28 protein-coding genes are annotated in these 26,999 nt (G+C 65.2%); 13 read left to right on the top strand and 15 right to left on the bottom strand.

What is annotated here, in order from left to right:
• The first annotated feature begins 55 nt into the window (after window positions 1-55).
• Window positions 56-1,264, top strand: a complete 1,209-nt coding sequence (locus tag WDM91_03810) for a hypothetical protein (GenBank protein MEI9993700.1) — start codon at window positions 56-58, stop codon at window positions 1,262-1,264.
• Here the strand turns inward: WDM91_03810 and WDM91_03805 are convergent.
• Window positions 1,252-2,046: a hypothetical protein gene (locus WDM91_03805; GenBank protein ID MEI9993699.1), complete on the bottom strand. Its 795-nt coding sequence runs from the start codon at window positions 2,044-2,046 to the stop codon at window positions 1,252-1,254. The two genes, WDM91_03810 and WDM91_03805, sit on opposite strands and share 13 nt — an antisense overlap.
• A gap of 276 nt (window positions 2,047-2,322) precedes the next feature.
• On the opposite strand from WDM91_03805, the gene WDM91_03800 reads away from it, so the two are divergent.
• A complete protein-coding gene (locus tag WDM91_03800) occupies window positions 2,323-2,598 on the top strand; it encodes a hypothetical protein (protein MEI9993698.1) in 276 nt (91 codons plus the stop codon).
• Window positions 2,599-2,616: 18 nt separating this feature from the next.
• On the opposite strand, the gene WDM91_03795 is transcribed toward WDM91_03800, so the two are convergent.
• Window positions 2,617-4,419 carry an NAD(P)/FAD-dependent oxidoreductase gene (locus WDM91_03795; GenBank protein ID MEI9993697.1) on the bottom strand — a complete coding sequence of 601 codons (1,803 nt, stop codon included), beginning with the start codon at window positions 4,417-4,419 and terminating at the stop codon, window positions 2,617-2,619.
• Window positions 4,420-4,594: 175 nt separating this feature from the next.
• Between WDM91_03795 and WDM91_03790 the strand changes: the two genes are divergently transcribed.
• Window positions 4,595-5,281 (top strand): DUF2306 domain-containing protein, encoded by a 687-nt coding sequence (locus WDM91_03790; protein MEI9993696.1) that lies wholly within the window; start codon window positions 4,595-4,597, stop codon window positions 5,279-5,281.
• 25 nt (window positions 5,282-5,306) lie between these two features.
• The gene (locus WDM91_03785; protein MEI9993695.1) at window positions 5,307-6,026 is read left to right on the top strand and encodes a DUF4386 domain-containing protein; all 720 of its coding nucleotides are present in this window, start codon (window positions 5,307-5,309) and stop codon (window positions 6,024-6,026) included.
• A gap of 6 nt (window positions 6,027-6,032) precedes the next feature.
• Here WDM91_03785 and WDM91_03780 read toward each other — a convergent pair whose 3' ends face one another.
• The 4 genes from WDM91_03780 to WDM91_03765 form a co-directional block, all read right to left on the bottom strand.
• Entirely contained in the window at window positions 6,033-6,683 is a 651-nt protein-coding gene (locus WDM91_03780) for a glutathione S-transferase family protein (GenBank protein ID MEI9993694.1), read from the bottom strand.
• Between the two features lie 4 nt (window positions 6,684-6,687).
• Complete coding sequence (locus tag WDM91_03775; GenBank protein MEI9993693.1) at window positions 6,688-7,314, bottom strand: YceI family protein; 627 nt, start codon at window positions 7,312-7,314, stop codon at window positions 6,688-6,690.
• Window positions 7,315-7,522: 208 nt separating this feature from the next.
• Entirely contained in the window at window positions 7,523-8,263 is a 741-nt protein-coding gene (locus WDM91_03770; protein ID MEI9993692.1) for a PhoH family protein, read from the bottom strand.
• 223 nt (window positions 8,264-8,486) lie between these two features.
• Window positions 8,487-9,410 (bottom strand): DUF6635 family protein, encoded by a 924-nt coding sequence (locus WDM91_03765; protein MEI9993691.1) that lies wholly within the window; start codon window positions 9,408-9,410, stop codon window positions 8,487-8,489.
• 79 nt (window positions 9,411-9,489) lie between these two features.
• Between WDM91_03765 and WDM91_03760 the strand changes: the two genes are divergently transcribed.
• Entirely contained in the window at window positions 9,490-10,020 is a 531-nt protein-coding gene (locus WDM91_03760) for a gamma carbonic anhydrase family protein (protein ID MEI9993690.1), read from the top strand.
• A gap of 17 nt (window positions 10,021-10,037) precedes the next feature.
• Here WDM91_03760 and WDM91_03755 read toward each other — a convergent pair whose 3' ends face one another.
• Window positions 10,038-10,643, bottom strand: a complete 606-nt coding sequence (locus tag WDM91_03755) for a DUF4339 domain-containing protein (GenBank protein MEI9993689.1) — start codon at window positions 10,641-10,643, stop codon at window positions 10,038-10,040.
• 110 nt (window positions 10,644-10,753) lie between these two features.
• On the opposite strand from WDM91_03755, the gene WDM91_03750 reads away from it, so the two are divergent.
• Entirely contained in the window at window positions 10,754-11,554 is an 801-nt protein-coding gene (locus WDM91_03750; protein ID MEI9993688.1) for an enoyl-CoA hydratase-related protein, read from the top strand.
• Between the two features lie 56 nt (window positions 11,555-11,610).
• Here the strand turns inward: WDM91_03750 and WDM91_03745 are convergent, their stop codons facing one another.
• Window positions 11,611-12,078 (bottom strand): glycine zipper domain-containing protein, encoded by a 468-nt coding sequence (locus WDM91_03745; protein ID MEI9993687.1) that lies wholly within the window; start codon window positions 12,076-12,078, stop codon window positions 11,611-11,613.
• Window positions 12,079-12,291: 213 nt separating this feature from the next.
• Here WDM91_03745 and WDM91_03740 point away from each other — a divergent pair, with 213 nt between their 5' ends.
• Window positions 12,292-14,970 (top strand): M1 family metallopeptidase, encoded by a 2,679-nt coding sequence (locus tag WDM91_03740; protein ID MEI9993686.1) that lies wholly within the window; start codon window positions 12,292-12,294, stop codon window positions 14,968-14,970.
• Window positions 14,971-15,027: 57 nt separating this feature from the next.
• Here the strand turns inward: WDM91_03740 and WDM91_03735 are convergent, their stop codons facing one another.
• The 5 genes from WDM91_03735 to sdhC all read right to left on the bottom strand — a co-directional run bounded on the left by WDM91_03735 (window position 15,028) and on the right by sdhC (window position 18,805).
• Window positions 15,028-15,672, bottom strand: a complete 645-nt coding sequence (locus WDM91_03735) for a hypothetical protein (GenBank protein MEI9993685.1) — start codon at window positions 15,670-15,672, stop codon at window positions 15,028-15,030.
• A gap of 127 nt (window positions 15,673-15,799) precedes the next feature.
• On the bottom strand, window positions 15,800-16,210 hold the full coding sequence (locus WDM91_03730; GenBank protein MEI9993684.1) for a DUF2306 domain-containing protein: 411 nt from the start codon (window positions 16,208-16,210) through the stop codon (window positions 15,800-15,802).
• 4 nt (window positions 16,211-16,214) lie between these two features.
• Window positions 16,215-18,005, bottom strand: coding sequence for a succinate dehydrogenase flavoprotein subunit (gene sdhA / locus WDM91_03725; GenBank protein ID MEI9993683.1), 1,791 nt, complete (start codon window positions 18,003-18,005; stop codon window positions 16,215-16,217).
• Window positions 18,006-18,386, bottom strand: a complete 381-nt coding sequence (gene sdhD / locus WDM91_03720; protein MEI9993682.1) for a succinate dehydrogenase, hydrophobic membrane anchor protein — start codon at window positions 18,384-18,386, stop codon at window positions 18,006-18,008. It abuts the gene before it with no gap.
• The gene (sdhC, locus tag WDM91_03715) at window positions 18,383-18,805 is read right to left on the bottom strand and encodes a succinate dehydrogenase, cytochrome b556 subunit (GenBank protein ID MEI9993681.1); all 423 of its coding nucleotides are present in this window, start codon (window positions 18,803-18,805) and stop codon (window positions 18,383-18,385) included. The genes sdhD and sdhC overlap by 4 nt, the downstream gene beginning before the upstream one ends.
• A 198-nt stretch (window positions 18,806-19,003) precedes the next feature.
• Here sdhC and WDM91_03710 point away from each other — a divergent pair, with 198 nt between their 5' ends.
• The 6 genes from WDM91_03710 (at window position 19,004) to WDM91_03685 (ending at window position 25,512) form a co-directional block, all read left to right on the top strand.
• Window positions 19,004-20,443, top strand: a complete 1,440-nt coding sequence (locus tag WDM91_03710) for a hypothetical protein (protein ID MEI9993680.1) — start codon at window positions 19,004-19,006, stop codon at window positions 20,441-20,443.
• 53 nt (window positions 20,444-20,496) lie between these two features.
• On the top strand, window positions 20,497-21,156 hold the full coding sequence (rpe, locus tag WDM91_03705; GenBank protein MEI9993679.1) for a ribulose-phosphate 3-epimerase: 660 nt from the start codon (window positions 20,497-20,499) through the stop codon (window positions 21,154-21,156).
• A gap of 4 nt (window positions 21,157-21,160) precedes the next feature.
• Window positions 21,161-22,870 (top strand): heparinase II/III family protein, encoded by a 1,710-nt coding sequence (locus WDM91_03700; protein ID MEI9993678.1) that lies wholly within the window; start codon window positions 21,161-21,163, stop codon window positions 22,868-22,870.
• Window positions 22,871-22,947: 77 nt separating this feature from the next.
• Complete coding sequence (locus WDM91_03695; GenBank protein MEI9993677.1) at window positions 22,948-23,742, top strand: succinate dehydrogenase iron-sulfur subunit; 795 nt, start codon at window positions 22,948-22,950, stop codon at window positions 23,740-23,742.
• Between the two features lie 4 nt (window positions 23,743-23,746).
• Window positions 23,747-24,007, top strand: a complete 261-nt coding sequence (locus WDM91_03690; protein MEI9993676.1) for a hypothetical protein — start codon at window positions 23,747-23,749, stop codon at window positions 24,005-24,007.
• Window positions 24,008-24,237: 230 nt separating this feature from the next.
• Window positions 24,238-25,512, top strand: a complete 1,275-nt coding sequence (locus tag WDM91_03685; GenBank protein MEI9993675.1) for a hypothetical protein — start codon at window positions 24,238-24,240, stop codon at window positions 25,510-25,512.
• A gap of 5 nt (window positions 25,513-25,517) precedes the next feature.
• Here the strand turns inward: WDM91_03685 and WDM91_03680 are convergent, their stop codons facing one another.
• Both WDM91_03680 and WDM91_03675 read right to left on the bottom strand, forming a co-directional pair.
• Window positions 25,518-26,387, bottom strand: coding sequence for a ferritin-like domain-containing protein (locus WDM91_03680; protein ID MEI9993674.1), 870 nt, complete (start codon window positions 26,385-26,387; stop codon window positions 25,518-25,520).
• Between the two features lie 136 nt (window positions 26,388-26,523).
• A complete protein-coding gene (locus WDM91_03675) occupies window positions 26,524-26,919 on the bottom strand; it encodes a F0F1 ATP synthase subunit epsilon (protein MEI9993673.1) in 396 nt (131 codons plus the stop codon).
• Between the last annotated feature and the right edge of the window lie 80 nt (window positions 26,920-26,999).

Raw genomic sequence — 26,999 nt, 5'->3', positions numbered from 1 at the left:
CCTGCGCAATGCGAACATCCGGTATGCTTCGACAAGAACCGCTTGAGCGGCGTCCTTGAGGGTCACGGCGCGTCTTTCCCGCATGCGCATCGCGGTGCCGATTCTCCTGGTGCTCGCCATGGCGGCGGCGGACCTCTTTGCATTGCAGGCGCGCACGATCCCCGTCGGAGCGGTGTTTTTGTGCGCGCTATCGCTCTGCATCGCACTGGCTGTCGCATTCGTTCATCTGCGCCGCCCCGCGCTTGCGGTGATCGTCACGGTGGCTCCGGCGGCAGGCCTGCTGGCCGGTGCGGCGCTGACCGCTCTGCCGCCGCCCCCATTTCTGGCGATCTACGGCGTCTGCTATCTCGTGGCCTCCTGTCTGGGCGGCGAGATTGTGCGCCAGCAGCGGGCGGGACAGGATGATATCGATGCCGCGCGTCTTGCGCTTGTCCGGCTGGGATGGCCGCTGCTGGTCGGCATCGTCGCCGCGGCGGTGCTTGCGGTGGGCTGGATGTTCCGGGACGCGCGCGCCGAAAGCCTGAGTGTCGCCATGGCGGTGATTGCCGGTGGCCTGTCGTCGATCGTCGGGGTGCCGTTGTTCGCGATGGCTCTTTCGTCCGGCACCGGCTTCGCGGCGGCGGCCAGCCCGGCCGGCGAATCGTGGCTGCGACGCGCGACACGCACGACGGAACCGCGATGGGCGATGAGTCTGGCCGGTGTCGTGCTCGTGCTGGGCCTGTTGGGATGGTTCGGCGCCGGGCCGCTGCTGGCGGAGAGCGCGGCGCTGGCGCAGCCCGCATCCTGGGCGGCATCGGCGCTCGGCGTCTTCCTCGCGGCATTCGCGGTCAGCCGCGCTTGGCGCGAAGCCGCCGCGACGCTGTTCGTGTTGGGCGCGTTCATGCTGGCCGCGTTGTGGTTGTGGCGGAGCGCGGTCGGCCATCTGCCCGCGCCGGCCTTCGCCGACCTCCTGATGATCGCGACCGCGGCGCTGCTGCCGATGCTCGTGGTGCAGGACGGGGCCCGACGCTACCGCGATACGGGCGACCGGGCGGCCGTCGCGCGGCTGAAGGCGGTCGAGGATGTCGGCGCAACGGTGTTCTTCGCCACGGTGGGCGCCGCGGCGGCGCTTGCGCCCTGGCTTGTGGTGCATGGTGCCGATGGCGTGCTCGCGCTGCTGTTTCTTCTTGCCGGCGCGGCGGCGATCCTGGCACAGCCCGCCGTTGCGGGTGCGCTCGCCATATTGCTGCCGCCGCTGCAGGGCCACCCCTATCAGCGTGGCTGAAGCTCGACGGAAGCCTGCGGCTTGGGCGGGGTCTCGAAGGTTTCGATGAGGCGCGCCACGCCGTCGCCGATCTCGCGCCAGCGCGCCAGATGCTCGCGCTTGAAGCGATAGGAAAGCGCCACGGCGTGCGCGATGGGCATGTCCCGCAGGCAGCCCGGGCTCGGCATATCGGGCGCGATGCGCGAACAACGCAGCACGACAAGACCATGCGGAGTCTGGCCGACGAACAGGTCTTCGCGGCGATAGCCGGAATCCTCGCGGAAGGTGTATTGCGTCAGTCCGAACGGCCCCGGTTCGCCGCGCGGGTTGGTCACATAGGCCATGTAGATTCGGGCAAAGCGGTCCGCCTCCGAGATGTTGAGCTGCTCTTCCCGGATGAGCAGATAGACCACCGGCGAATCCGGCGCATTGCCGGAGAAGTTCGACGCCTCCCAGTTCGACCAGCCCGCCATGTCCGGGAGGATCGCGAACATCGCAAGGTTCTTGCGCGCGCCGCCTTGACGGGCGCTGTCATATTGCAGGTAGTTGGCGGGCACCCAGAGCTTCAGCCCGTGGACCCGCAACGCGATCAGGTCGGCGCGCGAGGTCGGCGAGACCTGTTCCTCGAGAAAATTCGGAGCGGTCGGGGCGAGATAGTACAACAGGATCAGGGCCGAAAGCGCGGCCGTGACCAGGAACACGCCCAGCGGGATCAGCCAGCCGGAGCGCTTGCGGATCGTGCCGTCGGTGTCGGAATAGCTCATGTCCTTGCCCAGCGACTGGTCCTGGCGACTCGGCCCCATTCGCGCCGGATATCCTTAACATAGAGGTCGCAACGATCCGTCGCGGCATGCTGGCAGATGGCTAAGATTGTGTGCCGGCGTGGCCCGGATGCCGCTACGGAATGTGACGCCGGTGCCATGAATGGAACAACGTCGTGGACAATGCGGCGTGTCCCGTAGTCGTCCGCCCTAAAATGGCACAGAAGGGGCCGGCGGGGGCTTTTTGCGCAGGCATACGGCCTGCATTGCGCCTCCCAAGCGCATCGTTTTGGGGGCCGGATGTATCGGGACTTGCTGTTGGTTGCATTCTGCACGCTGGCGGGTTTCACCGCCTCGGGCATCCTTGCCAATCTTTACAGGTTGGTGGCCCACAAGCCGGAGACGGCGGCTGGTCGCATCGGGTACGTCGCCGTCATGGTGGTCGCCGGCCCGAACGTGCTGTTCGAGAACGCGGCCAATTCTTTCCGCGCCAAGGATTGCTCGCGCTTCGCCTTTTGGCTTGCGGCGTCGATCTCGGCCTATTGGAGCTTCGGCCTCGGCATGTTCGTGCTGCAGATCGCCTTGGTGAAATAGCCGGCCCGCCCCGAGGGATTATCGGCTCAGTTCCAGGCCCTTCAGATCGTCTGCCTTGCGCCAATCCTCCAGCAGCTTGATGAACGCGATCGAGCCGAGACCGTAGGAGCCGTTGCGGGCCGCCAGCGGCGAGGGCTTGCCTTCATTGTTGTAGTAGCCGGGCGTGCACTCTTCCTGGAAGCGCTGGCGCTGCAGCGCCGACTTGATGATCGTGTCGACCCAGGCGTTCTCCGCGTCCTCGGAGGCCTCGATCACCGTCGCCTGGCGGTCTTGCGCCGTCTTGATGATGTAGGAGAGATGCTTGGACTGCTCGTTCAGCATGTGCGGGAAGTTCGCGGTGAAGCCCGACTGGGTGTTCGAGACGATGAACACATTGGGGAAGCCGCGCGAGAACATGCCGTGCAGCGTCGAGACGCCGTCTCTCCACTTCTCCGTCAGGGACTGGCCGCCCCGGCCGTAGAGCTCGTAGCCCGAGCGCCGCGTATAGCCCGTGCCGACCTCGAAGCCGGTGCCGTAGATCAGGCAGTCGAGCTCGTATTCGCGGCCGTTCGCGACGACGCCCTTCTCGGTGATGCGCTCGACGCCCTTGCCGTCGGTGTCGACCAGCGTGACGTTCGGCCGGTTGAAGGTGTCGAGATATTCGTCGTGGAAGCAGGGCCGCTTGCAGAACTGGTTGTAATAGGGCTTGAGCGCTTCGGCGATCTTGGGATCCCTCACCAGCGCTTCGGCGCGGGCCCGCACCTGTTCCATCTTCTTGAAATCGGCGAGCTGCATGACGGTGGCGATGTCCTGGCCCTTGGCGCCGCCTTCGCGCATCAGCTTCATCATGTTGCCGATGATGTCGGTCCAGCCGTCGTTGATCAGGTCTTCCTTCTGCGGCACGCCGGAGACCAGGGCGTTGAAATTGTCCATGCGGGCCTGCTGCCAGCCCGGCTCCAGCGACGCGGCCCATTGCGGATCGGTCGGCCGGTTGTTGCGCACGTCGATGGAAGACGGGGTGCGCTGGAAGACGTAGAGATGCTTCGCGCCGGCGCCCAGATGCGGCACGCACTGCACCGACGTCGCGCCGGTGCCGATGATGCCGACGACTTTGTCCTTGAGGCCGGTGAGATCGCCGCCGGAATCGCCGCCCGTGTAGGCGTAGTCCCAGCGGCTGGTATGGAAGGAATGCCCCTTGTAGCTCTCGACGCCCGGGATGCCGGGCAGCTTGGGGCGGTGCAGCGGGCCGTTCGCCATCACCACGAAACGCGCCTTCATGGCGTCGCCCTTGTTGGTCTTGATGATCCAGCGCGCCAATGCATCGTCCCAGCGCATCTCGGTGACTTCGGTCTGGAAGACGGCATTGCGATAGAGATCGAACCGTTCGCCGATGTTGCGCGAATGCTTCAGGATCTCTGGCGCTCGCGTGTATTTCTCGACCGGCATGAAGTTCATCTCTTCAAGCAGGGGTAGATACACATAGCTTTCGATGTCGCACGCCGCGCCCGGATAGCGGTTCCAGTACCAGGTGCCGCCGAAATCGCCGCCTTTCTCGATGATGCGGATATCCTCGACTCCCGCCTCGCGCAGCCGGGCGCCTGCCAGCAGGCCGCCGAAGCCGCCGCCGATCACGACGACCTCGACCGCGTCGGTCAGCGGTGCGCGCGCGACCGGCGCGACATAGGGGTCGTCGAGGTAATGGGCGAATGCGCCCTTGATCTCGACATATTGCTCATTGCCGTCGCGGCGCAGGCGCTTGTCGCGCTCGGCGCGATATTTCGCCTTGAGTGCGTTGGGATCGAAGCCGAGTTCGTCCGTGGGCGAGATCGTCTCGAAAGCCATGCATGCCTCCCGCGTGTTCTGACTTCTTGTCAGTATGGGATTTATCCGGCGGGATTGCCAGCGGAATTTTCGAAGAAAGGGTATGGCCCGACATGGCATGTACCTTCCGCCGCGTTCCACTGGTAAAAACGACTGCGGGTCGCCACATCATGGGCGGGGAAGTCGGGGCCGTCGAATGTCTCCATTTCTGATCCTTCATATCGCCGCAGGAAGTATCGCGATCCTTGCCGGCGCAGCAGCGCTCGCCGCAGCCAAGGGTGCGCGTCCGCATCGCGCCTTCGGGACCGTTTTCTTTCTGGCCATGCTGCTCATGTCGGTGCTGGGCGCTTACCTGGCCATAGCGCTGCCACAGAAGCCGTCCGTGCCGCCGAGCGGCTCTATCTCCGTCGCCGTGCTGACCTTCTATCTCGTGGCGACGGCGTGGATGACCGTGCGGCGCGAGGCGGGCCGTATCGGGCGATTCGAATATGGCGCGTTCTGCCTCGCCGCGATCACCGCCGCGGCGCTCCTGATCTTCGGCCTCCTTGCGGCGTCCGGCGCGGGAGCGCGGCCCGGCATCTATGCGCCTTATTTCGTCTTCGCGTCCTTTGCGGCGTTCGCCGCGGCGTTGGATTTCAAAGTGATCCGGCAGGGCGGAATCTCCGGCGCGGCCCGCATCGCGCGGCATCTGTGGCGCATGTGCTTTGCGCTGTTCTTCGCAGCGGCCTTCTTCTTCATCGGCCAGCAGAAGGTCATGCCGGCTTCGTTGCACGGCTCGCCCGTCCTGCTGGCGTTGGGGTTTGCGCCGCTGGCCTTCATGGCCTTCTGGCTTGTGCGGGTGCGCCTGACAAGCTGGTTCGCGCGGGCGGCGCCTGCGTCCTAAAACGGTTGTGATGGGGAGATACCGAATGCCCGACGACAAACGCGACAGATCCGTCCGTGCTTATGCGCGGCTGGCGGGGTTCCTGTATCTGTTCATCCTGGCGGTCTTCTACGCGGCGGATTATCTCATCGTCTCGCGGACGATCGTGGAAGGAGACTTCACGCAGTCGGCCCGTAACGTCCTGGCCTCCGAACCCCTTTATCGCCTGGGCCTGGCCGGCGAGTTCGCGGCGAGTTGGCTGACGATACCGCTGGCGGGTGCGCTGTACGTGGTGCTCAAGCGGGTCGATCCCGATCTCGCGCTCTTCGCGTTGCTCTTTCGCGTCGCGGAAGCGGTATTGGGCAGCGTCTGCGCGCTCATCGGTTTCGTCGCCGTGCGGATTTATACCGGTACGGCCGGCGCGTTCGGTCCGGCCGAATCGCAGGCTCTGGTCCAATTGCTCGCGCGGGCCTATGGCGCGTGCTTCACGATCACGGTGATCTTCTTCTCCATCGGCTCTCTGCTCTTCTTCGTCCTGCTGTTCCGCTCCAGGTTCCTTCCCCGGATTCTTTCTGGCTTCGGTGTCCTTGCGTCGCTGCTGGTGACGGTGCTGGGTTTCGCCAATCTCATCGTTCCGCAATATGCGACGCTGCTGGCGCCGGCTTTTATGCCCATCCTGGTCGCCGAAGTGGCAACGGGGCTTTGGCTCCTGCTCGCAGCCGTGAACACCACGAAGTGGAATGCGACGGCAGGCGTGGCGGACTGACCTGGCCTATGCCTGGCTCGGGAAGAGGTGGCTGTAAGGCTCGGCTTCCCGCAGCACGCGCGCGAAGGAGGGGCGTTGCTTGAGGCGTCCGAGATAGGCGGCGGTCGCCGGAAAGTCCTTCGCAAGCGGCATCACCCGGTCGGCATAGAACAATGCCGGCGCGGCCCCGCAATCGGCCAGGGTGAACGCCTCGCCCATCGCCCAGGAGGTACCGATGTCGCCTTCGAGCATCGCGCAGGCGGCGCGGATTTGCGCGCCCGCCTGCGCCACGCCGAGCGCGTCCTTGTCACCGGCCGGCCGGAGGCGGTCGCCGACGATCTTCTGCATCTGAAGGTGGATGTAGTTGTCGAAGAACCGGTCGCGCATCCGAATCTGGCGGGCACGATCGGGGTCGGCGGGGAGCAGCGTGCTGTGGCCGGGATGGTGCAGCGCCAGATACTCGATGATGATGCTCGACTCGGGCACCATCCATTCGCGCGCCGTATCCTCGAGGACCGGAAATTTTCCGAGGGGCCAGAGCTTGTAGAAAGCCTCGCGGTCCTCCGTCTTGCTCAAATCGACGAAGACCTTCTCGAATGGCGCGTCGGTCTCGTAGAGCGCGATCAGTGCCTTCCAGCAAAAGGACGACAGCGGATGATAGTGGAGCCGGAGCGCCATGGTCCTACCCCCTGTGATCGAACTCGGTGTCGATGACGAGCTGGATCGGTTCTTTGAAGAACGGCCCTAGGTTGAAGTCCTGCGGATTTATCGCGCCTTCGGCATGGATGCCGATGACATGGCCCATCACCGGCCCGCCCGCGAAGCCCGGGCCGGCGCCGACTAGCGTGACGTCGAAGGTGAGCGGCACGGTCTTGCCCTTGAGCGTGAAGCGCCCCTCGACCTCGCCATGCGTGGCGTCGGTTCGGCGGAAAGCCGTGGATACGAAAGTCGCGTCGGGGAATTTGCCAGCGTCGAGATATTTGTCGCTTGCGAGCTCGGCTGCGAAGCCCGGTACGTTGGAGGTGATCGACGCGGTCTGTACCGTTGCATTGAGCGTGGATTTGGCCGGCGCTTTCGGGTCCCAGCTCAGTATCGCCGACGCTTTCTCGAAACGGAAAATGCTGATCGAAAAGCCGAGATGCGAGACCCGCGCGACCACGCCGACATGGTTGGGATCGAGCGTGTAATCGCCGGCGACGGCTTTGGTGTAGTCCTTGGTCCCGTGCGGGATGACCATCGGCGCCGGATCGGCGAATGCCGCGGCGATGCCGAGCGCGAGCGCGGCGGCGAAGAGCAGGGCAGGCTTCATGAGCGTTTCTCCGATGGCGTGGGACGGTGTTCCCAAGGACGGTTCGAAGGCGATCGAACCGACAGCCGCATCCTAGATTTCCGCCAGATGCTCCGCCAGCCGGTCGAGGCTCCCGCGCCAGCCGGTCTTGGGATGCTCGGCAGGCTCATGGCGACACCGCTGCGGCCCTCGCCCTGGGCTTCTCGAAGGGCGAGGGCTGTAGCGGATTTTACAGCACGGTCAGCATCCCCGCGACGAGCGGATGGCGCACGATGTCAGCGTCGCCCAGGCGCACCACGGCGATCTCCGGCACGCGCTCGAGACGCTCGGCGATATCGCCGAAGCCGGACAGGCCCCGGAGCAGGTCGGTCTGGTCCGGATCGCCGGTCAGCACCATGGTCGAGCGCCAGCCCAGCCGGGTCAGCAGCATCTTGAGCTGGGTGTAGGTGCAGTTCTGCGCCTCGTCGATCACGACATAGCAATCGCTGAGGGTGCGGCCGCGCATATAGGCGACGGGCGCGATCTCGATCACGCCGTCCGCCACAAGCGCCTTGAGGCGCTTGGTACCGAGACGCTCGGTGAGCGCGTCGTAGAGCGGCCGCAGATAAGGCGCGAGCTTCTCGTTGAGATCGCCCGGAAGGAAGCCGAGATTCTCGCCGGCCTCCACCGCGGGGCGCGACAGCACGATGCGGCCGCAGCGTCCGGCTTCGAGCGCCTCGACGGCCTTGGCGATGGCGAGATAGGTTTTGCCCGTGCCGGCGGGCCCGAGCGCGATGACGACCGAGCGCTCCTCGATGGCATCCAGCAGAAGTTGCTGGGTCGCGCTCATCGCGCGGATGTTCTTTACGTATTTGCGGTCTCGGGTGTCGTCGTCACCGCGCGGATTCCAGCCGCCGCGGGACGGAAAGGGGTGGACATTTTCGGCTTCCTGAAAGTCACGGGCTTTGTAACGCGCGGAACGCTTGGCCATGGAAACTCCCTGGTCAGGAACGAAACATTTGATGGGAAGATGCGGCGGGCGTGCGTGCGAGGGCGGACGTCTTTGCCCGGGTCTTCGAGGAATGAAGTGCAAGGCTGCACTAAATTCGGTCCCCCTTGATGTCGAATCACGCTCCGACAAGAAAAGCGTAACAGGCTTTGTGCGACTGCAATGTGAAAACTGTGGATGGAATATGCCGCCGGCGCGAAGGCGCTTAGGCGCGCATATGCCCGGCGATCGAAACGATCGCGTCGACGAGGTCGATGAGGCGCGCGGCATATTGTTCTGGGATATGCAGGCGCGCGTCGCCGCCGAGGAACGCGGTCTCCAGCGTATCCAGCAGGGCGATGAGGCGGCGGTGATGGATGCCGAGCGCGCTCTGGATCGGATCGGTGACGACACCGGCGAAGGCCGCGGCTGTCGCGCTGGCGGCGAGCACAGCGCCTGTGACCGTGAAGGCCGCAAAGCCGCCGATCTTGGCGCCGAGCGATTGTGCCAGTGCGGGACCGAGGGTGAGGAAGCCCGGCGTCATCTGATGCAAAAAGGCGCCGCCCGCCGCCATCGTGACGCCCGCGCTCACCACTTCACCGGCCGCACCGCGGGCGTTGAGATAGATCGCGACCTGCTGCGCCAGTTTCTCGTCCATCCGCAGGCGCTGCGTCTCGCCCCATGGACCGTTCAGCGCCCCCAGCGCGCCGTCGAGGCGGCGATCGCTGAGGATCTCGACCGCGAGCGCGTCATGGAACGATACCTTGCCGTTCCCGGTGTAGGGGAGTTCCAGGAGGTCGACGATCAGCCGGCGTTCCACCTCGTCGGTGACCGTGGTGCGGAAGAAGAGCTCGCGGGCGCGCAGGCGTTCGGCCGTTTCCTTCCGCCCGGCCAGCTTGAGCAGGCCGGCGGCGGCATTCAGCCCGATCTGCGGCCCGGCCAGTGCGGCATTGAGCGGTGCCCGCCACAGATCATGTCCCAGCGCGTGGCGATGGGTTTCGAGCGCACCGCGCAGGGTAAAGGTACGGTCGACGAACTCCGGCACCCGGGAGCGGCGCTTGCGGAAATAGCTCCGGATCGCGTCTTCCACGATGGTATGGGCCAGTTCGCTGTTCAGCGCGGGGAGATGAGACTTCGACAGAGTCGCCATGACGATACTATGCCCGTGAACCCTCGCCTTCGCAAAACAGGCCTGTCACAATGGCGCCGCACATTCTTCTGGATACGCCATGCCGATCTATGCCCTCGACGACGCGACGCCGGAACTGCCGCCCGACGGCGAATATTGGGTCGCGCCCAATGCCGTTCTGATCGGCAAGGTCCGGCTGCTCAAAGGCGCAAGCGTATGGTGGGGTTGCGTGTTGCGGGGCGATAATGACTGGATCACCATCGGCGAGAATTCCAACATCCAGGATCTCAGCGTCATCCATGTCGATCCCGGCCAGCCCGTGACGGTCGGTGCGAACTGCACGGTCGGACATCGGGTGATCCTGCATTCGACGACGGTCGAGGACGGCTCGCTGGTCGGGATGGGCTCGACGCTGCTCAACCGCAGCCGGATCGGGAAGAACTGCCTCGTGGGTGCCAATTCCCTGGTGACCGAGGGCAAGCAGTTCGAGGACGGCACAATGGTCCTTGGCGCGCCCGCGCGGGTGGCGCGCAAGCTGAACGATATGGAGCTGGCGGGGCTGAAGATGTCGGCAGCCGGCTATGTGCACAACCACCAGCGCTTCGCGAAGGAAATGCGGCTGCTGGGATAATCCACGCCTGCGCGGCGCTATCCGACCTTCGCGATCGGCTCGTGCTGCGCCGTCCAGACCCGGCGGATGCGGGTGTCGGCTTCCGGTCCGAAGTTGAACCAGGCCGCCTTGTTGTGCGTCGAGTCGACGATGAACAACATGTCGAGCTTGCCGAGTTTTTGCACCAGCGCGTTGCGAATCACATTGATGCCCATCTCGCTGATCAGGAGCCAGGCCTGCGGCATCAGCGAATACGCCGGACCCATGTTGAAGATCTCTTCCTCCAGGCCGGAGATCGAACCCGACTTCATGTCGGCGATCACGACGTAGCGGCCGCGCTCGCCGCCGCGCGGCTCGTCGTTGCTGCGTCCGAAGGTGGGCGAGATCGTGTCATCCTCGCTCTCGACCCCCGAGGCGGTGACGAACTTGCCCGTTGCGGAGGGCGTCGGGCCGGCCGTCGGAGCCGGCGCGAACAGGCGCAGCAGTTCGGGGAAGCTTCCGGCCGGGCGGAACTGCGTCTCGCCGGTCGGTGCGGCAAGCGAGTGCGCGGCAAGGCGTCCCTCGGCAACGAAGGACTGCATCTGCTGCAACGAATAGGGGCCATAGGTGTGGCCCGAAACGCTGATGGTCCAGGTGTCGGTCATATCCGGAGAAGCTTACGCCGCTGCCGAAACCTAGAGTTAAATAGTTACCTAAGCCTTGCCGGGAGTGCCTGCCTCGGCGGAGACTTGCGCGGGAAAACAGGGAAAACGCCATGACGACATACGAATTCTGCAAGGTGGAGCGGGAAGGGCGGTTGACCATCGTCACCCTCAACCGGCCCGAGGTGATGAATGCGCTGCATGCCCCCGCCCATGCCGAGCTCGGCCAGGTGTTCGACGATTTCGCGGCCGATCCCGAGCAATGGGTCGCGATCGTGACCGGCGCGGGGGAGCGAGCCTTCTCCGCCGGCAACGACCTCAAGGTGACCGCAGCGGGTGGCGGCTCCGCGGCGAGCATCCTGCCGCGGCACGCGAGCGGCTTCGCCGGTCTGGTATCCCGCTTCGATCTCGACAAGCCGCTGATCGCGGCGGTCAATGGCATCGCGATGGGCGGCGGGTTCGAGATCGCGCTCGCTTGCGACATCATCCTGGCATCGGAGGCGGCGGTGTTCGCATTGCCCGAGCCGCGGGTCGGCCTCGCCGCGCTGGCAGGCGGCCTGCACCGGCTGCCGCGCGAGATCGGGACCAAGCGCGCGCTGGGCATGATCCTCACCGGCCGCCGCGTCGGCGCGGCGGAAGGCAAGGAGCTCGGCTTCGTCAATGAGGTCGTGCCGGCGGCCGAACTCATGCCGCGCGCCAAGGCGCTGGCGCAGCAGATCATGGAGCTTTCGCCGATGTCGGTGCGCGCCTCGAAGCAGGCGGTGTATCGCGGCCTCGATGAGGCCTCCGTCGCCGATGCGCTGAAGAACCAGAACGGCTATCCCGCGATCGCCGCGATGTATCGCAGCGAAGACCTGCGCGAAGGACCGAAGGCGTTCGCGGAGAAGCGTGCGCCGCAGTGGAAGGGCAAATGAAAGCAAAACCCCGCGCCGGTGAGGGCGCGGGGTCCGCGGTTCAAGCCGTCAGAGGCTCAATCCTCGAATTGCCATTCGCCATGACGGAAACAGGCCGTGCCGTCGCGGTCGAATTCACGGCCATGGCGATAGACCACCTGGGTGAAGTCGCGGCAGAGGTGGCCGTGGCGACGATATTCGCGCGTGGTCACGATGTAGCCGCGGTCGCGGCCGTGCCACTCATAGCGTTCGCCGACATCGCCATAGAAGCTGTCGTGATAGGCGCGTGCCGCGTAGTCGCGGTCTTCGCAATCGACATCGCGGCTGATCGCATTGCCCGCGAAGCCGCCGAGGATCGCGCCGCCCACCACGGCGCCGCCATTGCCGTGGCTCACCGCGCCGCCGATCAGGCCACCTGCGATGGCGCCAAGCACCGTCCCGCCGGCATGGCCATGGCCATTGCAATCGTCGGCCCAGGCTCCGCTCGTACCCGCACACAAAGCCAGCATGGCGGCACCCGCAATCAATCCGGTTTTCTTCAACATTGCGCTCTCCTCATTGGGCGGTCATACCCGGTCTTCGGGCGAAATCCGCTTTGTCAAAATGCAGTTTGCCCTTCGGGCATGAACCGTGCCTGAACAGAATAGGGCAGAATCACGCCACACTGGACAGGGCGTGACGGAAAACTTTCAATGCCGCGTTTTGTTCCCGTTTCGGCCGTTTGCATGGAGCGTTTGCCTTTGAATGCGATGCACAAGATGACGCGGCTCGCCGCGTTTGCGGTCCTTGCTGCAACACTGTGTCTTGCCGGTTGCGGCAAGCCGGCGCCGAAAGCCGCGGCGCATCGCAACGGGCCTTCATTGGCCGGTGAAACAATTCCGCTTGGCAAACTGCCGCGCGTAGCCATTCCCGAGCGCTATCGGATTGCGCTGCGCATCGATCCGAGCGCCGACCGCTTCGGCGGTCATGTCGAGATCGACGTCCACTTCCTCCGGAGCCAGCGTTCGCTGTTCTTGCACGGTCTCGACCTGAATATGTCTGGCGTGACGGTCCGGCTGAAATCGGGGCAGAGCTTCGCGGCGCATTACGACCAGGTCGATCGCTCCGGCGTGGCGCGGCTGATCTTCGTCGATCCGGTTCCGGCAGGGGAGGCGACTCTGATCTTCGACTATGACGCGCCCTATGGTCATTCGCTGGCCGGGCTCTACAAAGTCGTCGATCGCGGCGATTCCTATGTCTTCACGCAGTTCGAGTCGACCGACGCCCGGCGTGCCTTTCCGTCCTTCGACGAGCCGGGCTTCAAGACGCCCTTCGCGGTGACGGTGATCGCTCCCAGGGGGCTGACGATCATCGGCAACACCAATGTCGTCTCGGCCGTACCGTCGGCGCACGGCATGATCGATACCGTGTTCGAGGCGACCAAGCCCCTGCCCACCTATCTGGTCGCGCTGGCGGTCGGGCCGCTCGACGTGGTGGACGGCGGCTGGGCGCCGCCGAACAGATACCGTTCCCGGCCGCTGCACATCCGCGGCGTCACGGCACGGGGCAATGGCGGACGCATCGCCTATGCGCTCGCACTGACGCCCAAGATCGTCGGCGCGCTCGAGAACTATTTCGGGGTCGCCTATCCCTTCCAGAAGCTCGATGTGCTCGCCGTGCCGGACTTCGCGGCCGGCGCGATGGAGAACGCCGGCGCGGTGACCTTCCGCGAGCGCCTTCTGCTGATCGACGCCGGCGCGCCGCTGGAACAGAAACGTGGCAGCCTGACGGTGCAGGCGCACGAACTGGCGCATCAATGGTTCGGCGATCTCGTTACGCCGGCGTGGTGGGACGACATCTGGCTCAATGAAAGCTTTGCGGATTGGGCGGAGTACAAGGCTTCCGCGGCGGTGCTTCCGGAATTCGGCTTCGAGACCGACACGCTGCGCAACGGCCTGGACGTCATGGACCTCGACGAGCTGCCGTCCGCACGGCAGATCCATCAGCCGATCGCCAATGTCGACGATCTCGGGAACGCGTTCGACGCTATCACTTATGACAAGGGCGCGTCGGTGCTGCGGATGTTCGAGAACTATGTCGGACCCGATGCATGGCAGCGTGGTATCCACGCCTATCTGGTGAAATTCGCGCGCGGCAATGCGACGGCGCATGAGTTCATCGCCACGATCGCTGCCGCGACGAAGCATCCCGAACTGGTGCAGGCGTTCGACGACTTCATCGATCGTTCAGGCGTGCCCTATCTGCATGTCGCTTTCGGCTGCACGCCTCCGGCGGGGCTGAACGTGTCGCAAGGGATGTATTCCGCGATCGGGTTCGCGGCGCCGCAGCGCAGTTGGCATGTTCCGGTCTGCATCCTGGACGGCACGACACGCAGCTGCCGCATGGGGGAAGGGGCCCGCTTTGCGCTGCCGCTTGCCGGGATCTGCGCGCCGCTGCCGAATGCGGATGGGGCGGGCTACTACCGTTTTGCACTGACGCGCGAGGCCTGGGCAGGCCTGATCGCCGACGCGCCGAAAATGGATGCGGCGGACCAGATCACCTTGCTCGGCAATCTTTTCGCGGCGCTGCGCGCCGGCGACGCGAAAGCGGCGGATCTGTTCGCGTTGATCCGCGTGCTCGCGCCGACCGCACGCTGGGATGTCCTCGCCAGCTTGGACGGCCGGCTCCAGACATTGCGTCAGAGTCTCGCGGCCGCTGACTTGCCGGCCTATCGCGCCTTCCTCAGCAAGGCGTTCGCCGCGCGCTTCGCACTGGCCGGCACTGCAGCCAAACCGAACGAAGCGCCGTCGGAGGGGCTGCTGCGCCAATATCTGGCGACGATCCTCGTCAGCGAGGCGCGAGACGCCGGCGTGACCGCGGCACTGGCCGGACCGATCTTGATCTCGGCCGAGCCGGGCGAGGGCAGATGGCGGACGCTGGCGCCGGAGTTGCGTGCGGAGGCGCTGCGTGCGGCGCTGCGGATCAACCCTGCGTCCGCCGACTGGCTGATCGATACGTTCGAGACGACCAATCAGGAATATGTACGGCGCGACATCGTCTATGCCTTCGCCGGCAGCGACGACCCGGCCGTGATCGGCAAGATCCTGGCGCTGGCGCCGGCGAAAATGAAGATCGGGGAGATTCGCTATCTCAACCAGTATCTCGGCGCCGAGCCGGCGGCGCGGAACGTGCTCTGGGGCTATGTCAAAAGCCATTTCGGCATTTTGGCGAAGCGGTTGACGCTCAGTGGCATGGCGCGAACGACGGGGATTCTGGCGGGAGCCTGCGACGCTGGTTTGCGCAGCGATGCCGATGTCTTCTTCGCGCCGCGCCTGCGGATGCTCGACGGCGCCGCGCGCCTGCTGGCGCATGCGGATGAGAAGGTCGACCGCTGCTTGGCGTTCCGCAAGGCCAAGGGCGCGGAGGTTTCCGCGGCGTTGACGGCGGCGGCGAACTGACATGCAAACGGGCGCACCGCCGCGGCGGTGCGCCCGTTCCTATACGCAAGCGCGAGATTACTGCTCGTCGTCTTCGAAATGCCAGTTGCCGTCGCGGCTGTAGCAGGCGGAGCCGTCATGCCGCTTCTCCTCGCCATGACGATAGGTCACGGTCGTGAAATCGCGGCAGCGTTCGCCGTCCTCGGTGTATTCGCGGGTGGGCGTGAAGTATCCGTAGGATTCGCCGTGCCGCCACTCATAACGATGGCCGATCTCGCCGTTGAGGCCCTCGGCATAGACGTCGAAGGCGTAATGCTGGTCCTCGCAATCGATGTCGCGGCTCAGCGCGTTGCCGAGCAGTCCGCCCAGCAGGACGCCGCCGACCACGGCTCCCGCATTGCCGTGGCTCGCAGCCCCGCCGATCAAGCCGCCACCGAGCGCGCCGAATACGGTGCCGGCCGCCCGGTTGTCGTGGCATGCACGCTCATATTCGCCTTCACGATAATAGGCCGGCGGCGGCGGACCGTCGCGATCATCATAGGCCGGCGGCCGGTCGGCCCCGCTGAAATGGCGATAGTGGCCATCACGATCGTAATAGCCGTCGTGATCGGTCCGGCTGTAATAGCCATCGGGATCAGGTCCGTCCGGCGGTTGTGCCAAAGCGGCGCCTGCGCCAAGCGTCATTGCAGCGACCGCGGCCAGCAGCATCGTCCTGATTTTCATGCATATCTCCGTAGCGCGCCTCACGCGTTGGATACGCGTCCCGTGCCATTTTGTTCCGCTCTGCGCGCCCGTATCTGCAGGACGCCTTGCCGGCTTGCCGCCAATGAGCGATGTATTTCGCGGTCCGTCAGGATCCGAACATCACGGCGTGCATGATGCGGCCGGGCAGCAGCGTAAGGCCGCCGGCCAGCAGGATCGCGCTCACATAGAGGATGATCATCGCCTGCCGATGCCGCGGGATGTCATGCGTCCACGCCCCTTTGAGCGCGTTGTAGACCGCATAGAGCGTCACCGGGATCAGCAGGTGGATCGGGCTGAAGCCGAAGAACGGGCGGTCCGGCATCAGCCGGTGCACCCATAGCGTCGAGAGCGCGGTGACGACCATGAGCGTCATATAGAGATAGCCGAGCGCGCGGTGAAACGGCGTGCCCTTCCGGCTGAAGAATATCTGCCAGGTCCCGATCAGCGCCGCCGGCACCACCGTCGCGACGTGGAATTGCACGGCGAAGGGCGCTTGGAGCAGTGGCTCTAGCGTCATGTCGTCAATACGTCCGCGCCTTCGGAGGAATGTACTCGACCTCGTTGGTCAGCGTGTAGGTGTGCACCGGACGATAGTCGAGACGCGCCTCGCCACTCACCGGGTCGAGCCAAGCCAGCGTGTGCTTCATCCAGTTCTGGTCGTCGCGGTTGGGGAAGTCCTCGCGCGCGTGCGCGCCGCGGCTCTCATGGCGCACGACGGCGCCTTCGATGGTGACGATGGCCTGCTGGATCAGGTTCTCGAACTCCAGCGTCTCGACGAGGTCGGTGTTCCAGATCAGCGAGCGGTCGGAGACCTTGATGTCCTTCAGGCGGCCGTAGATCGCGTCGATGTTTTTCTGGCCGGACTTGAGCGTGTCGCCGGTGCGGAACACCGCGGCGTCGTCCTGCATCGCTTTCTGCATGGCCAAGCGCAGCTCGGCGGTCGGCGTGCCGCCCTTGGCGTTGCGGTATTTGTCGAGCCGGGCAAGAGCTTCGTCGCCGGCGTTCTTCGGCAGGTCGTGATGGCCGGTGACGCCCTTGAGCGATTCCGCGGCATGCACGCCCGCAGCCTTGCCGAACACCACGAGGTCGATCAGCGAATTGGAGCCCAGCCGGTTCGCGCCATGCACCGAGACGCAGGCCGCTTCGCCCACCGCCATCAATCCGGGGATCGGAGTGTCGGGATCGCCGTTCTTCAGCGTCAGCGCGTCGCCGGTGTAGCGGCATGGAATGCCGCCCATGTTGTAGTGCACCGTCGGGAGCACCGGGATCGGCTCCTTGGTCACGTCGACGCCGGCGAAGATGCGGGCGCTCTCCGAGATGCCGGGAAGGCGTTCGTGGATGATCTTCGGATCCAGATGCGACAGGTGCAGGAAGATATGGTCCTTGTTCGGGCCGACGCCGCGGCCCTCGCGGATCTCGATGGTCATCGCGCGGCTCACCACGTCGCGCGAGGCGAGGTCCTTGGCATTGGGGGCATAGCGCTCCATGAAGCGCTCGCCTTCGGAATTGGTGAGATAGCCGCCTTCGCCGCGCACGCCTTCGGTGATCAGCACACCGGCGCCGAAGATGCCGGTGGGGTGGAACTGCACGAACTCCATGTCCTGGAGCGGCAGGCCCGCGCGCAGCACCATCGCATTGCCGTCGCCGGTCTGGGTGTGGGCGCCGGTGCAGGAGAGATAGATGCGGCCATAGCCGCCGGTCGCCAGGATCACCTTGTGGGCGCGGAAGCGGTGGATCGTGCCGTCGTCGAGATTCCACGCCATCAGGCCGATGATGGCGTCGCCGTCCTTGATCAGGTCGAGCGCGAAATACTCGATGAAGAAATTGACTTCGTGCTTCACGCACTGGCCGTAGAGCGTGTGCAGGATGGCGTGGCCGGTGCGGTCGGCGGCGGCGCAGGTGCGCTGCGCGATGCCCTTGCCGTAATTCGAGGTCATGCCGCCGAAAGCACGCTGGTAGATCTTGCCTTCCTCGGTGCGCGAGAACGGCACGCCGAAATGCTCGAGTTCGTAGACCGCCTCGGGCGCGTTGCGGCAGAGATATTCGATGGCGTCCTGATCGCCCAGCCAATCCGACCCCTTCACGGTGTCGTACATATGCCAGCGCCAGTCGTCCTCGCCCATGTTGCCGAGCGCGGCCGAGATGCCGCCCTGCGCCGCGACCGTATGCGAGCGGGTCGGAAAGACCTTGGTGATGCAGGCGGTCTTGAGGCCCTGCTTGGCGCATTCCAGCGTGGCGCGCAGCCCGGCGCCGCCGGCGCCGACGACGACGACGTCAAAGGTGTGGTCGACGATGGTGTATCCGGCGGTCATCTAGAGCGGTCCAGCAATGCGGAAGAGGGCGTAGAGCGAAGCGGCGATCACCGCCAGGGCGAAGAGGGTCGACAGCAGCCGCAGCGAGATCTTCTGCCATGCGACGTAGATGTAGTCGTCGATGACGACCGTCATGCCGAGATTCATGTGATAGGCCGAAATGACCACGAACGCCGCCATCAGGATGGCGTTCAGCGGCTGCGACAGGAACGCAAGCACCGCCGCCTCATGCGCGCCGATCAGGCCGAGGGCGGAGACCGCGAACCAGATCGACAGCGGGATGAGCGCGGCGGCGGTGACGCGTTCGCGCCAGAAATGCGTCACGCCGGAATGCGACGAACCGAGTCCTTCGACCTTGTGCAGGGGAGTTTCGAGGCTCATTGGTAATAGCCTCCGTAGCCGGCATAGGCGGCGGCGAAATAAGCGATCGCAACGACGATCGAGGCGACGATGACCAGCACGGAGTTGTTCCGCGCCGCCCCCTTGGAAAAGCCGAAGCCCATGTCCCAGGCCAGATGGCGGATGCCGTTGAGCAGGTGGTACGCCAGCGACCACACGACGAGGAACAGGATCACCTGGCCCAGCGGCGTGGCGGCGAGGGCGTTGAACTCCCGGTAGGCGTCCGGGCCGTTGGCGACGGCGTAGAGCCACCAGGCGAGAAGCGCCAAGGCGGCGGCGAGGCCCATGCCGGTGAAGCGGTGCGTGATGGACGTCGCCATCGTCACCGGCCAGTGATAGATCGTCACGAACGGCGAAAGCGGGCGCGCGCGGCGCGCCGGACGTTGCGGATTATCCGCCATGAATGTCCTCGGGAAGGTGCATATCGGAACCGGGGCGGAGTGTAGGCGGGGGGTCCCCCGTGTCAACCGCGCTTTCGCGACGAATCGCCAAGGGTTTCGCGGCTTTACGCGGGCATGTTGCGCCTGACCATTTTGTCACTTTGCGCTGCAGCATCGGATGCGGCATTGTCCGGCACCGGTTGGGGGCGTCTGTCGAAGATGAGCGAGTTGGGAAGCACCGCGGCAGGTCTGCGACCGTTCCGCCTTGTGCTGCCGGCCGCGCCGATTTCCCAGCCGCGCAACGAAGCGCTTGCCATCGCCCTGCTGGCCCTCGGCCTGCTCTCCGTGGCGGTGTGGAACGGCTTTCCGATCATCTTCTATGACACCGGCGCGTATATGCTGCAGGGCTTCGCGCGGTTCCTCGTCGCCGAGCGCTCACCGATCTATTCGGCTTTTATCGTCCTGACCGGCGCGGCCTACAGCCTTTGGTTCGTGGCTGCGATGCAATGCGTGATCACCGCGTTCGTGATGACGCAGTTCGCCCGCGCCGTCCGGCCCACGCTGTCGCTCTGGGCCTTGCTGGCCCTGGGCGCCGCGCTGTGCGTCGGGACGGGATTGCCCTGGTACGCGGGGCAGATCGAGCCGGATTGCTTCGTCGCCATCGTGCCGTTGGCGCTCTACCTGCTCGCCTTCCATGGACCCATGCTGGGTCGCCTGCGGCGGAACCTGTTGTTCGCCTGCGCGGCGCTCGCGATTGCCTGCCATTCTTCGCATGTCGCGCTGGCGGGCGGGCTGCTTGTCGCCCTGGCGGCGCTGCGATTCGCGCCGGCGGCCTGGATGGATCGGTCCGGCCTGACCCGGCCGCATCTGGCGCTGGCTGCAGCCAGTTTCGTCGTGGCGGTCGGAACCATTTTCGCGGTCAATTTCTGTCTGACAGGCCAGCTGTTCTTCAGCCGTTCAGGCTCGATTTTCCTCGAGGCGCGCCTGATGGAGGACGGGCTGATCGCGCCGGTGCTCGACGCCGACTGCGCTATGAAGCGGTACGCGATATGCGCCTACAAGGACCGCCTTCCGTCGCGCGCCGACACCTGGCTATGGGTGCCGTCGCGCAGCCCGTTCAAGAAGCTCGGCGGTTTCGAAAAGCGTCAGGCCGAATCGGCCGTGCTCGTGCGCGCGAGCCTCCTTCGCTATCCGCTCGAAAATGCGCTGGTCGCGCTTCAGGATGGGCTGCTGCAGTTCTTCTGGTTCCAGACGGGCGACGGGATCGTGCCGCAGGAATGGGTCCTGAATCACGAGTTCCGGATCGTCATTCCCCAGCAACTCAGCGCCTATGATCGCGCCTACCAACAGGAAGGCGAGATCTGGTTCGTGCCCATCAACGTCGTCCACGTGCCGATCGCGATTCTGTCGCTCGCGGCGCTTTTCATGGTCCTGCGGCGGGCTTGGCTGCGGCGCGACTGGCGCGGCAGCGTGCTGCCGGCCTTCATCCTGCTCGCGCTGATGGGCAATGCGCTGGTCTGCGGCGCGTTCTCCGGCCCCCATGGACGCTACCAGTCGCGCATCATCTGGCTGCCGACCTTCGTGGTTGCGCTGATGGCCTGGCCGCGGATCGAGGACGAAGTCCAGCGCCGTCTGCGTCCGAAGGCAACGGTGGTCTAGCCGATTCGTTTCGCCTTGCGGGGTGGGGTCGAATCCGGCACTTAATGACCGCCATGGCCAGCAATATCCGCATCGCTCCCTCGATCCTGTCCGCCGATTTCGCGCGTCTCGGGGCCGAGATCGAGGCGGTGGAAGCGGCGGGCGCGGATTTCATCCATGTCGACGTAATGGACGGCCATTTCGTGCCGAACCTCACGATCGGTCCGGCCGTCGTGAAGGCGATCAAACCGCATGCGAAGACGCCGCTCGACGTGCATCTGATGATCTCGCCGGTCGATCCGTTCATCGCGGCGTTCGCCGAGGCCGGCGCCGACGGCATCACGGTGCATCCTGAAGCCGGGCCGCATATCCATCGGACGCTGCAGCTCATCCGCTCCTGCGGCAAGAAGCCGGGCGTGGTGCTCAATCCGGGAACGCCGGTCGAGGCGCTCGACAATCTGATGGACCTCGTCGACCTGATCTTGGTGATGAGCGTCAATCCCGGCTTCGGCGGACAGTCCTTCATTTCGAGCCAGCTGCGGAAGATCGAGGCGATCGCGACGCGCATCGCGAAGACCGGCCGCGCGATCGATCTCGAGGTCGATGGCGGGATCAATCCCGAGACCGCGAAACAGGCGATCGCGGCCGGCGCGAACATCCTGGTGGCCGGCACGGCGGTGTTTGCGGGCGGCGCCGGGCGCTACGCCGCCAATATCGCCGCGTTGCGCGGCTGACGCTGTGGCGGACACCACCGCGCGCGCGCCGCTCGCTCTCCTGCCGGAGCTGATCCGGGCCTTGCTGTGGCGCTGGTGGCGCCCGGTCCGTGTCTGGTATCGGCGGACCTGGCTGTACCGGCGATTCCTCAAAGGGCCGTTGTCGGACCGCATCCTGTTCCATCCCTACGATGCTCTGCCGCGACGCCTCGAAGACGCGGACATGCTGCTGCGCGGCCGCTTCCGCTTCAACGGCGAGATCGTCGAGGTGACGGAGGGCTCGGTCTTCGATCGCAAGCCGCCGTCGGACGAATGGGCGCGGGCGCTGCATGGCTTTGCCTGGCTTCCGCCCCTCGCGCTGGCCGGCGGCGACGCGGCGCGGACGTTGGCGACCAATCTGATCAGCCAGTGGCTCAAGCGGCATTCGCGCTACACGGAGCCCGCCTGGTCGCCCGAGGTGATCGCGCGGCGCCTGGTGCACATCTTCGCGCATGGCCGGATGGTGATCGCGAATTCCGACCTGCTGTGGCGTTCCAAGGTCTTCGTCTCGTTGCGCGAGCAATCGCGCATGCTCGCACGTATCGCCGGCGAGGCGCCGGACGGACCGCAGCGTTTCGAGGCGGCGGCGGCCTTCGCCCTGTCGGGGGCCTGCCTGGGGGACAGCCAGCGGCGGCTCGAAGAGGGCCTCAAATGCCTCGAAGGCGAGATCGCACGCCAGATTCTGCCCGATGGCGGGCACGTCAGCCGCTCGCCCGAGGAGCTGGTCAACTGCTACCGCCTGCTCGTGATGGTGATGGACGCATTGAGCGCCGGCGGCCTGGAAGTCCCGCATGCGATCCGCGGCGCGCATGACCGGATCGCGCCGACCATCCGCTTCTTCCGCCATGGCGACGGCGCGCTGGCGCTGTTCAACGGCGGCAAGGAAAGCGATTCCCGGACGATCGCGGGATTGCTGGCACGCGACGAAATCCGCGGCCAGCCTTTCGCCTTCGCGCGGCATTCCGGCTATCAGCGGCTGACCGCAGCCAAAGCCTTGCTGGTGCTGGATTGCGGCACGGTGCCGCCCGGCGCGTTCTCGAACGCCGCGCATGCGGGCTGTCTTGCCTTCGAGTTCTCCAGCGCCGCGCAGCGTATCGTCGTCAATTGCGGCGCGGCGGGCGTCACGCAGCCCAAATGGGAGACCGCACTCCGCGCCACGGCGGCGCATTCGACGCTGACCCTGGCCGATGTCTCGATCGCGCCGATCCTGCCTCCCGGCCTTGCCCGCGACCTGCTCGGACGGCGCATGCTCGCCGGCCCCAGACAGATCGAAACCCGCCGCGTCGAAGGCACCACGGGCTGGAGCGTCGAGGCCAGCCACGATGGATACATGGCCGCTTTCGGCGTGCGCCACGAACGGCAGGTAACGCTGTCGACCCAGGGGCTTGCGGTGACGGGCGCCGACCGGCTCTTGCCGAAAGCGGAGAAGAAAGGCCGCAAGGACCTTCCCTTCGCGATCCGCTTCCATATCCATCCCGACGTCCGGGTATCGCCGATCACCGGCGGCGGCGTGCTGCTCAAACTGCCGAATGGCGACGGCTGGCGTTTTCGCAGCGGCGGCCAGGTGAGCATCGAGGAAAGCGTCTATCTCGGCGCCGATCAGGTACGGCGGACCGAGCAGATCGTGCTGACCGGCTCGGTCAAGGAGCAGCCGGTCGAAGTCGCCTGGGTGTTCGAGCAGATCGGCGCGTCCTAGGCGGGATTCGCCGCGTTGCCAGACCCCCGGCGGCTTGCTAAACCCGTACCAGCGCTATCGATTTTCGAAGGATGGTCATGGTTCAGCTCACCTTGCCGAAGGGCAGCAAGCCGACGAAGGGCAAAGTGTGGCCCGCGCCCAGGACGGCGAACGGCAAGAAGCCGAAGAACCACAAGGAATTCAAAGTCTATCGTTTCGATCCCGACAGCGACGCCAATCCGCGGGTCGACACCTATACGGTGGATCTCGCGAGCTGCGGTCCGATGGTCCTGGACGCGCTGATCAAGATCAAGAACGAGATCGACCCGACCCTGACGTTCCGCCGCTCCTGCCGCGAGGGTGTGTGCGGTTCCTGCGCGATGAACATCGGCGGCGGCAACACGCTGGCTTGCACCAAGGCGATCACCGAGATCTCCGGGCCGGTTGCGGTCTATCCGCTGCCGCATATGCCGGTGGCGAAGGACCTGGTGCCGGACCTGACGAACTTCTACGCGCAATACGCGTCCATCGAACCTTACCTTCAGACCAGGACGGCCGAGCCGGAGAAGGAATGGAAGCAATCGCCGCAGGAGCGCAGCAAGCTCGACGGGCTCTACGAGTGCATCCTGTGCGCCTGCTGTTCGACCGCGTGCCCGAGCTATTGGTGGAATTCGGAGCGCTATCTGGGACCGGCGGCGCTGCTGCAATCCTATCGCTGGCTCGCCGACAGCCGCGACGAGCATACCGGCGAGCGTCTCGACAAGCTCGAGGATCCCTTCCGGCTCTATCGCTGCCACACGATCATGAACTGCACCAACACCTGCCCGAAGGGCCTCAACCCGGCCCAGGCGATCGGCGAGATCAAGCAGATGCTGGTGAAGCGCAGCGTCTGACGCGATGTTCGGTCCGGACGCCAGACGCGCCACGGGGATCGCCTTGCTGCTGTCGCTGGCCGTCGGCTCGACGGCGGGGATCGCGCTGCTGGTGCCCGGCCTGTGGTCCACGCTCGGCGACCTGCGCTGGCCGCTCGCCGGCATGGTCGTGATCCTGCTGATCAGCAATGTGCAACGACTGCGGACGCAGGCGCCCAAGCGGACCGAGGCGGCGAAGCCGCCCCACCTGAAGCTCATATCCTCGGACGGCGAAACGCTTCACTAGGGCAAAGCGCGTTCGAGTCGAACCGCTTTGCCTCCGCTGTCCTTCTCGCGAAGGCGGGAAGGGCGCGCACCGCCGCTCTCTCGCTTACCCGTTTTGGGCAATGCGGGCGCCCGAACGGCGCAAATGCGCCAACTTGAATCTCCGTGTGCGCCCGAACGAGGCGCGACAAGCTTGAGTGCGATTTCAAATCACGCAATATTCGCTGCAAAACGAAATAAAGGGGGGTGCGCGTGAAAATACTCACAAGGCAGTCATTGCCCGCTGTCGTCGGCACTGAAGAGCCCGCGCAGGCAAGCGAGCCTGCAGAGACCCTGCGGGAACCGCCGGTTCGCCTGGTCGATCTCATCTTCTTCGTCGCCGGTGTCTTGGTCGCCGGACTCGGCATCGCCGTTACGATGGCCGCCGAAGGCAAGGGTGACGAATTGGTTCTCTGGTTCGTGACCAGCTTTTCGCTTGTGCTGTGCATCTCGTTGAGCATCGTCGCGGTATTGCTTTTGTTGCGCTCGCGGGACGACCGGCGATTTTACGCCGTGCTCTTCCGCGCCTACCAGCGCATGCGGCGGCAACGTTCGGAAGCCATGGTCGCCCTCGCCGAACACCGCTCGACGGCAGCGACGGAGCAAGACAGGCTCAAGCGCAAGATCGCCGAGGTCGAACATCAGGCCAAGCACCTCGAGGAAGAGGGTGCGATTCAATATCGCCGCCAGGGAGAAAAGCAGGCGATCTTCCTGGCCGCGTTTGTGCGGCTCGTCGCGGAGTGCCGTGCCCATGGCCAGCCGGAAACGGTCACATCGACATTCCAGGAGCTGAAAACGCTGCATGACGAATTGCTCTCATCGATATGCGACACCACGGCGGTCGCCTTGGCGCGCATCCGGCCGCTTGCAGCTCCGAAGTGCTCGATCAATATCAAGCATTTTCTGCCGGCGCCGCGTGGTGGACTCCGTTACCTCGTCATGAGCCGATCGAATACGACCGACCTGGAACGTCTCCGCGAATATGAACGCATGAAGGATGCGCCTTATCTTTTTGCCGAGAACTATGTCTATACGCGTATATTGAACGAGGGAGAGATCGTTCCGGGCGGCGTCAAGCTCGAGAAGCCGAATCACGACGATGCAAGGATCGAGCGCGGGTACTACCTCTCCGGCGATGTCGAGCGGGACATCCTCAATGTCATTCAGAACGGCGATGCCTACCGGCAGCCGACGAGGCGCGCTCTTCACTGGTACAAATCGTGCTTGGCCGTGCCCGTGATGGGGCCTCACCTTACCGCAGGCGGTAGGCTCGATATCCCGCCTGGTATCGGTTACATCCGGCAAAATCGCAATTATGTGCTCGGCGTGATGTGTGCCGACAACGGAGAAAAGGACTTCTTCAATACCGGCTACGATCTGAACATCATGCGGGAAGCTGCGCTCTTGGTTTTCAACTATCACAAGCTTTTCGTGACAGCACAGGCGTTGGCCGACACGCTGGTCCACCGGACGCCTCATATAAGCTGAAGGCGCTATGCCGGTGCCGGCTCCGCGCCGCCGCCGGATCCCGCACGCATCTGCAGGAAGCGCCAGAGGATCGCGCCGGCCAGTTTCGACAGCCGGCCATGCGGCTCCGCCCCGATCGCCTTGGCGACCATCTGCACCAGGCGCTGAACGTGGTTGCGGCGGTAGATCGTCATCGTCGAATGGGTCGCGGCGCGGGCGTAATAGGCCCGGTCGTAGGGCCGGGCGCCGGTTTCGGCGGCGGGCACATTCGCGCAGTAATAGGCATAGGCGAGCTCGTCGTCGTCCGACTCGGTGATCCGGCCGGCCGCGACGGCGACTTTCTTCCAGAAGGGAAGGTCGGGCTCATCCTGCGCCTGAAGCGTCTCGTAGAAGAGCTTGTAATGCCTGTATTCGTCGGCGGCGATGCGGCCCGCGATCTCCTGCAGGACCGGCTCCTCGGTCGCATCGCGGATGGCGGTGTAATAGGACGAGGTGCCGCTTTCGACCACGCAGCGCGCGATCATCTCGCCGCGCCGGCTGCCGCGGATCGACGTGTCGTCGCCGTCCTTGAAGTGCTCCGGCCTGTAGCCCTCGCGGAACCGGGCGAAGGCCTTTTCGACCTTGTAGGTGGGGTCGGCCATCTCGGCCCAGCGGCCTAGCGCCCGTCCGTGCTGGCTTTCCTCGCGGCCCCATTGCTCGATGGCCGCGGTCATGTCGGGGCCGGCATCCTTGAAGACGCGCTTGAGATAGGCGACGTAGTCCGGCGCGTTCATCTCGACGAGCGCGGCGGCCTTGATCGCGGCGACCATGCGCGGATCGGCCTTGGCGGCGTCGAACGCCTCCCAGCGGACTTCGTCCAGCGACCAACCCTGTCTGTAGACGGCCGTTCCCGTCATGCTTGCCCCACGGTCCTCATGCTTTGTTCCACGGACCAACAACGCATTATAGCAAAGGCCGTTGCCGGCTGGGAACCCGCAAGGATGCCTCATCGACAGGCAAAAGCCTGCCGAATCAGGCAATTGACCTTAAAATTCAGAAAGCCGCGCGGACCAGCCTCAGGTCGTCGAGCGCTTCGGCCATGCGTGCACGGTCGGCGTCGCTTTGGGCCGCGATCAGGTCTTCCTCGGCGTCCTTGATGCGCTGGTCGAGGACGGCGAGGTCCATCTCGCCCATCGGGATGGCTTCCTCGGCGAGGATGGTGACCTTGGTCGCGCTGACTTCGGCAAAGCCGCCGCGGATGAAGAAGCGGCTGTCGCTGCCATCCTTCAGGACGTCGATCATGCCGGGGCGCAGGGCGGAGACCACCGGTGCATGCCCGGCCATCACGCCCATATAGCCTTCGGTCGCGGGGATGGTGACCATGTCCGCCGTGTCCGAGAGCAGCAGGCGCTCCGGCGAGACGAGGTCGAAGGCGATTTTGTCGGTCATATCAATCAGCGAATGGCGAGTAGCGAATGGCGAATAGGAAACAGCCAAATCCTGTTCCCGTCATGCGCGTTCTACTTCCC

The organism is Rhizomicrobium sp., from assembly GCA_037200385.1.
GTDB lineage: Bacteria > Pseudomonadota > Alphaproteobacteria > Micropepsales > Micropepsaceae > Rhizomicrobium.
Note: the sequence above shows the minus strand (reverse complement) of the source record. Positions and strands in the feature narration are given on the sequence as shown.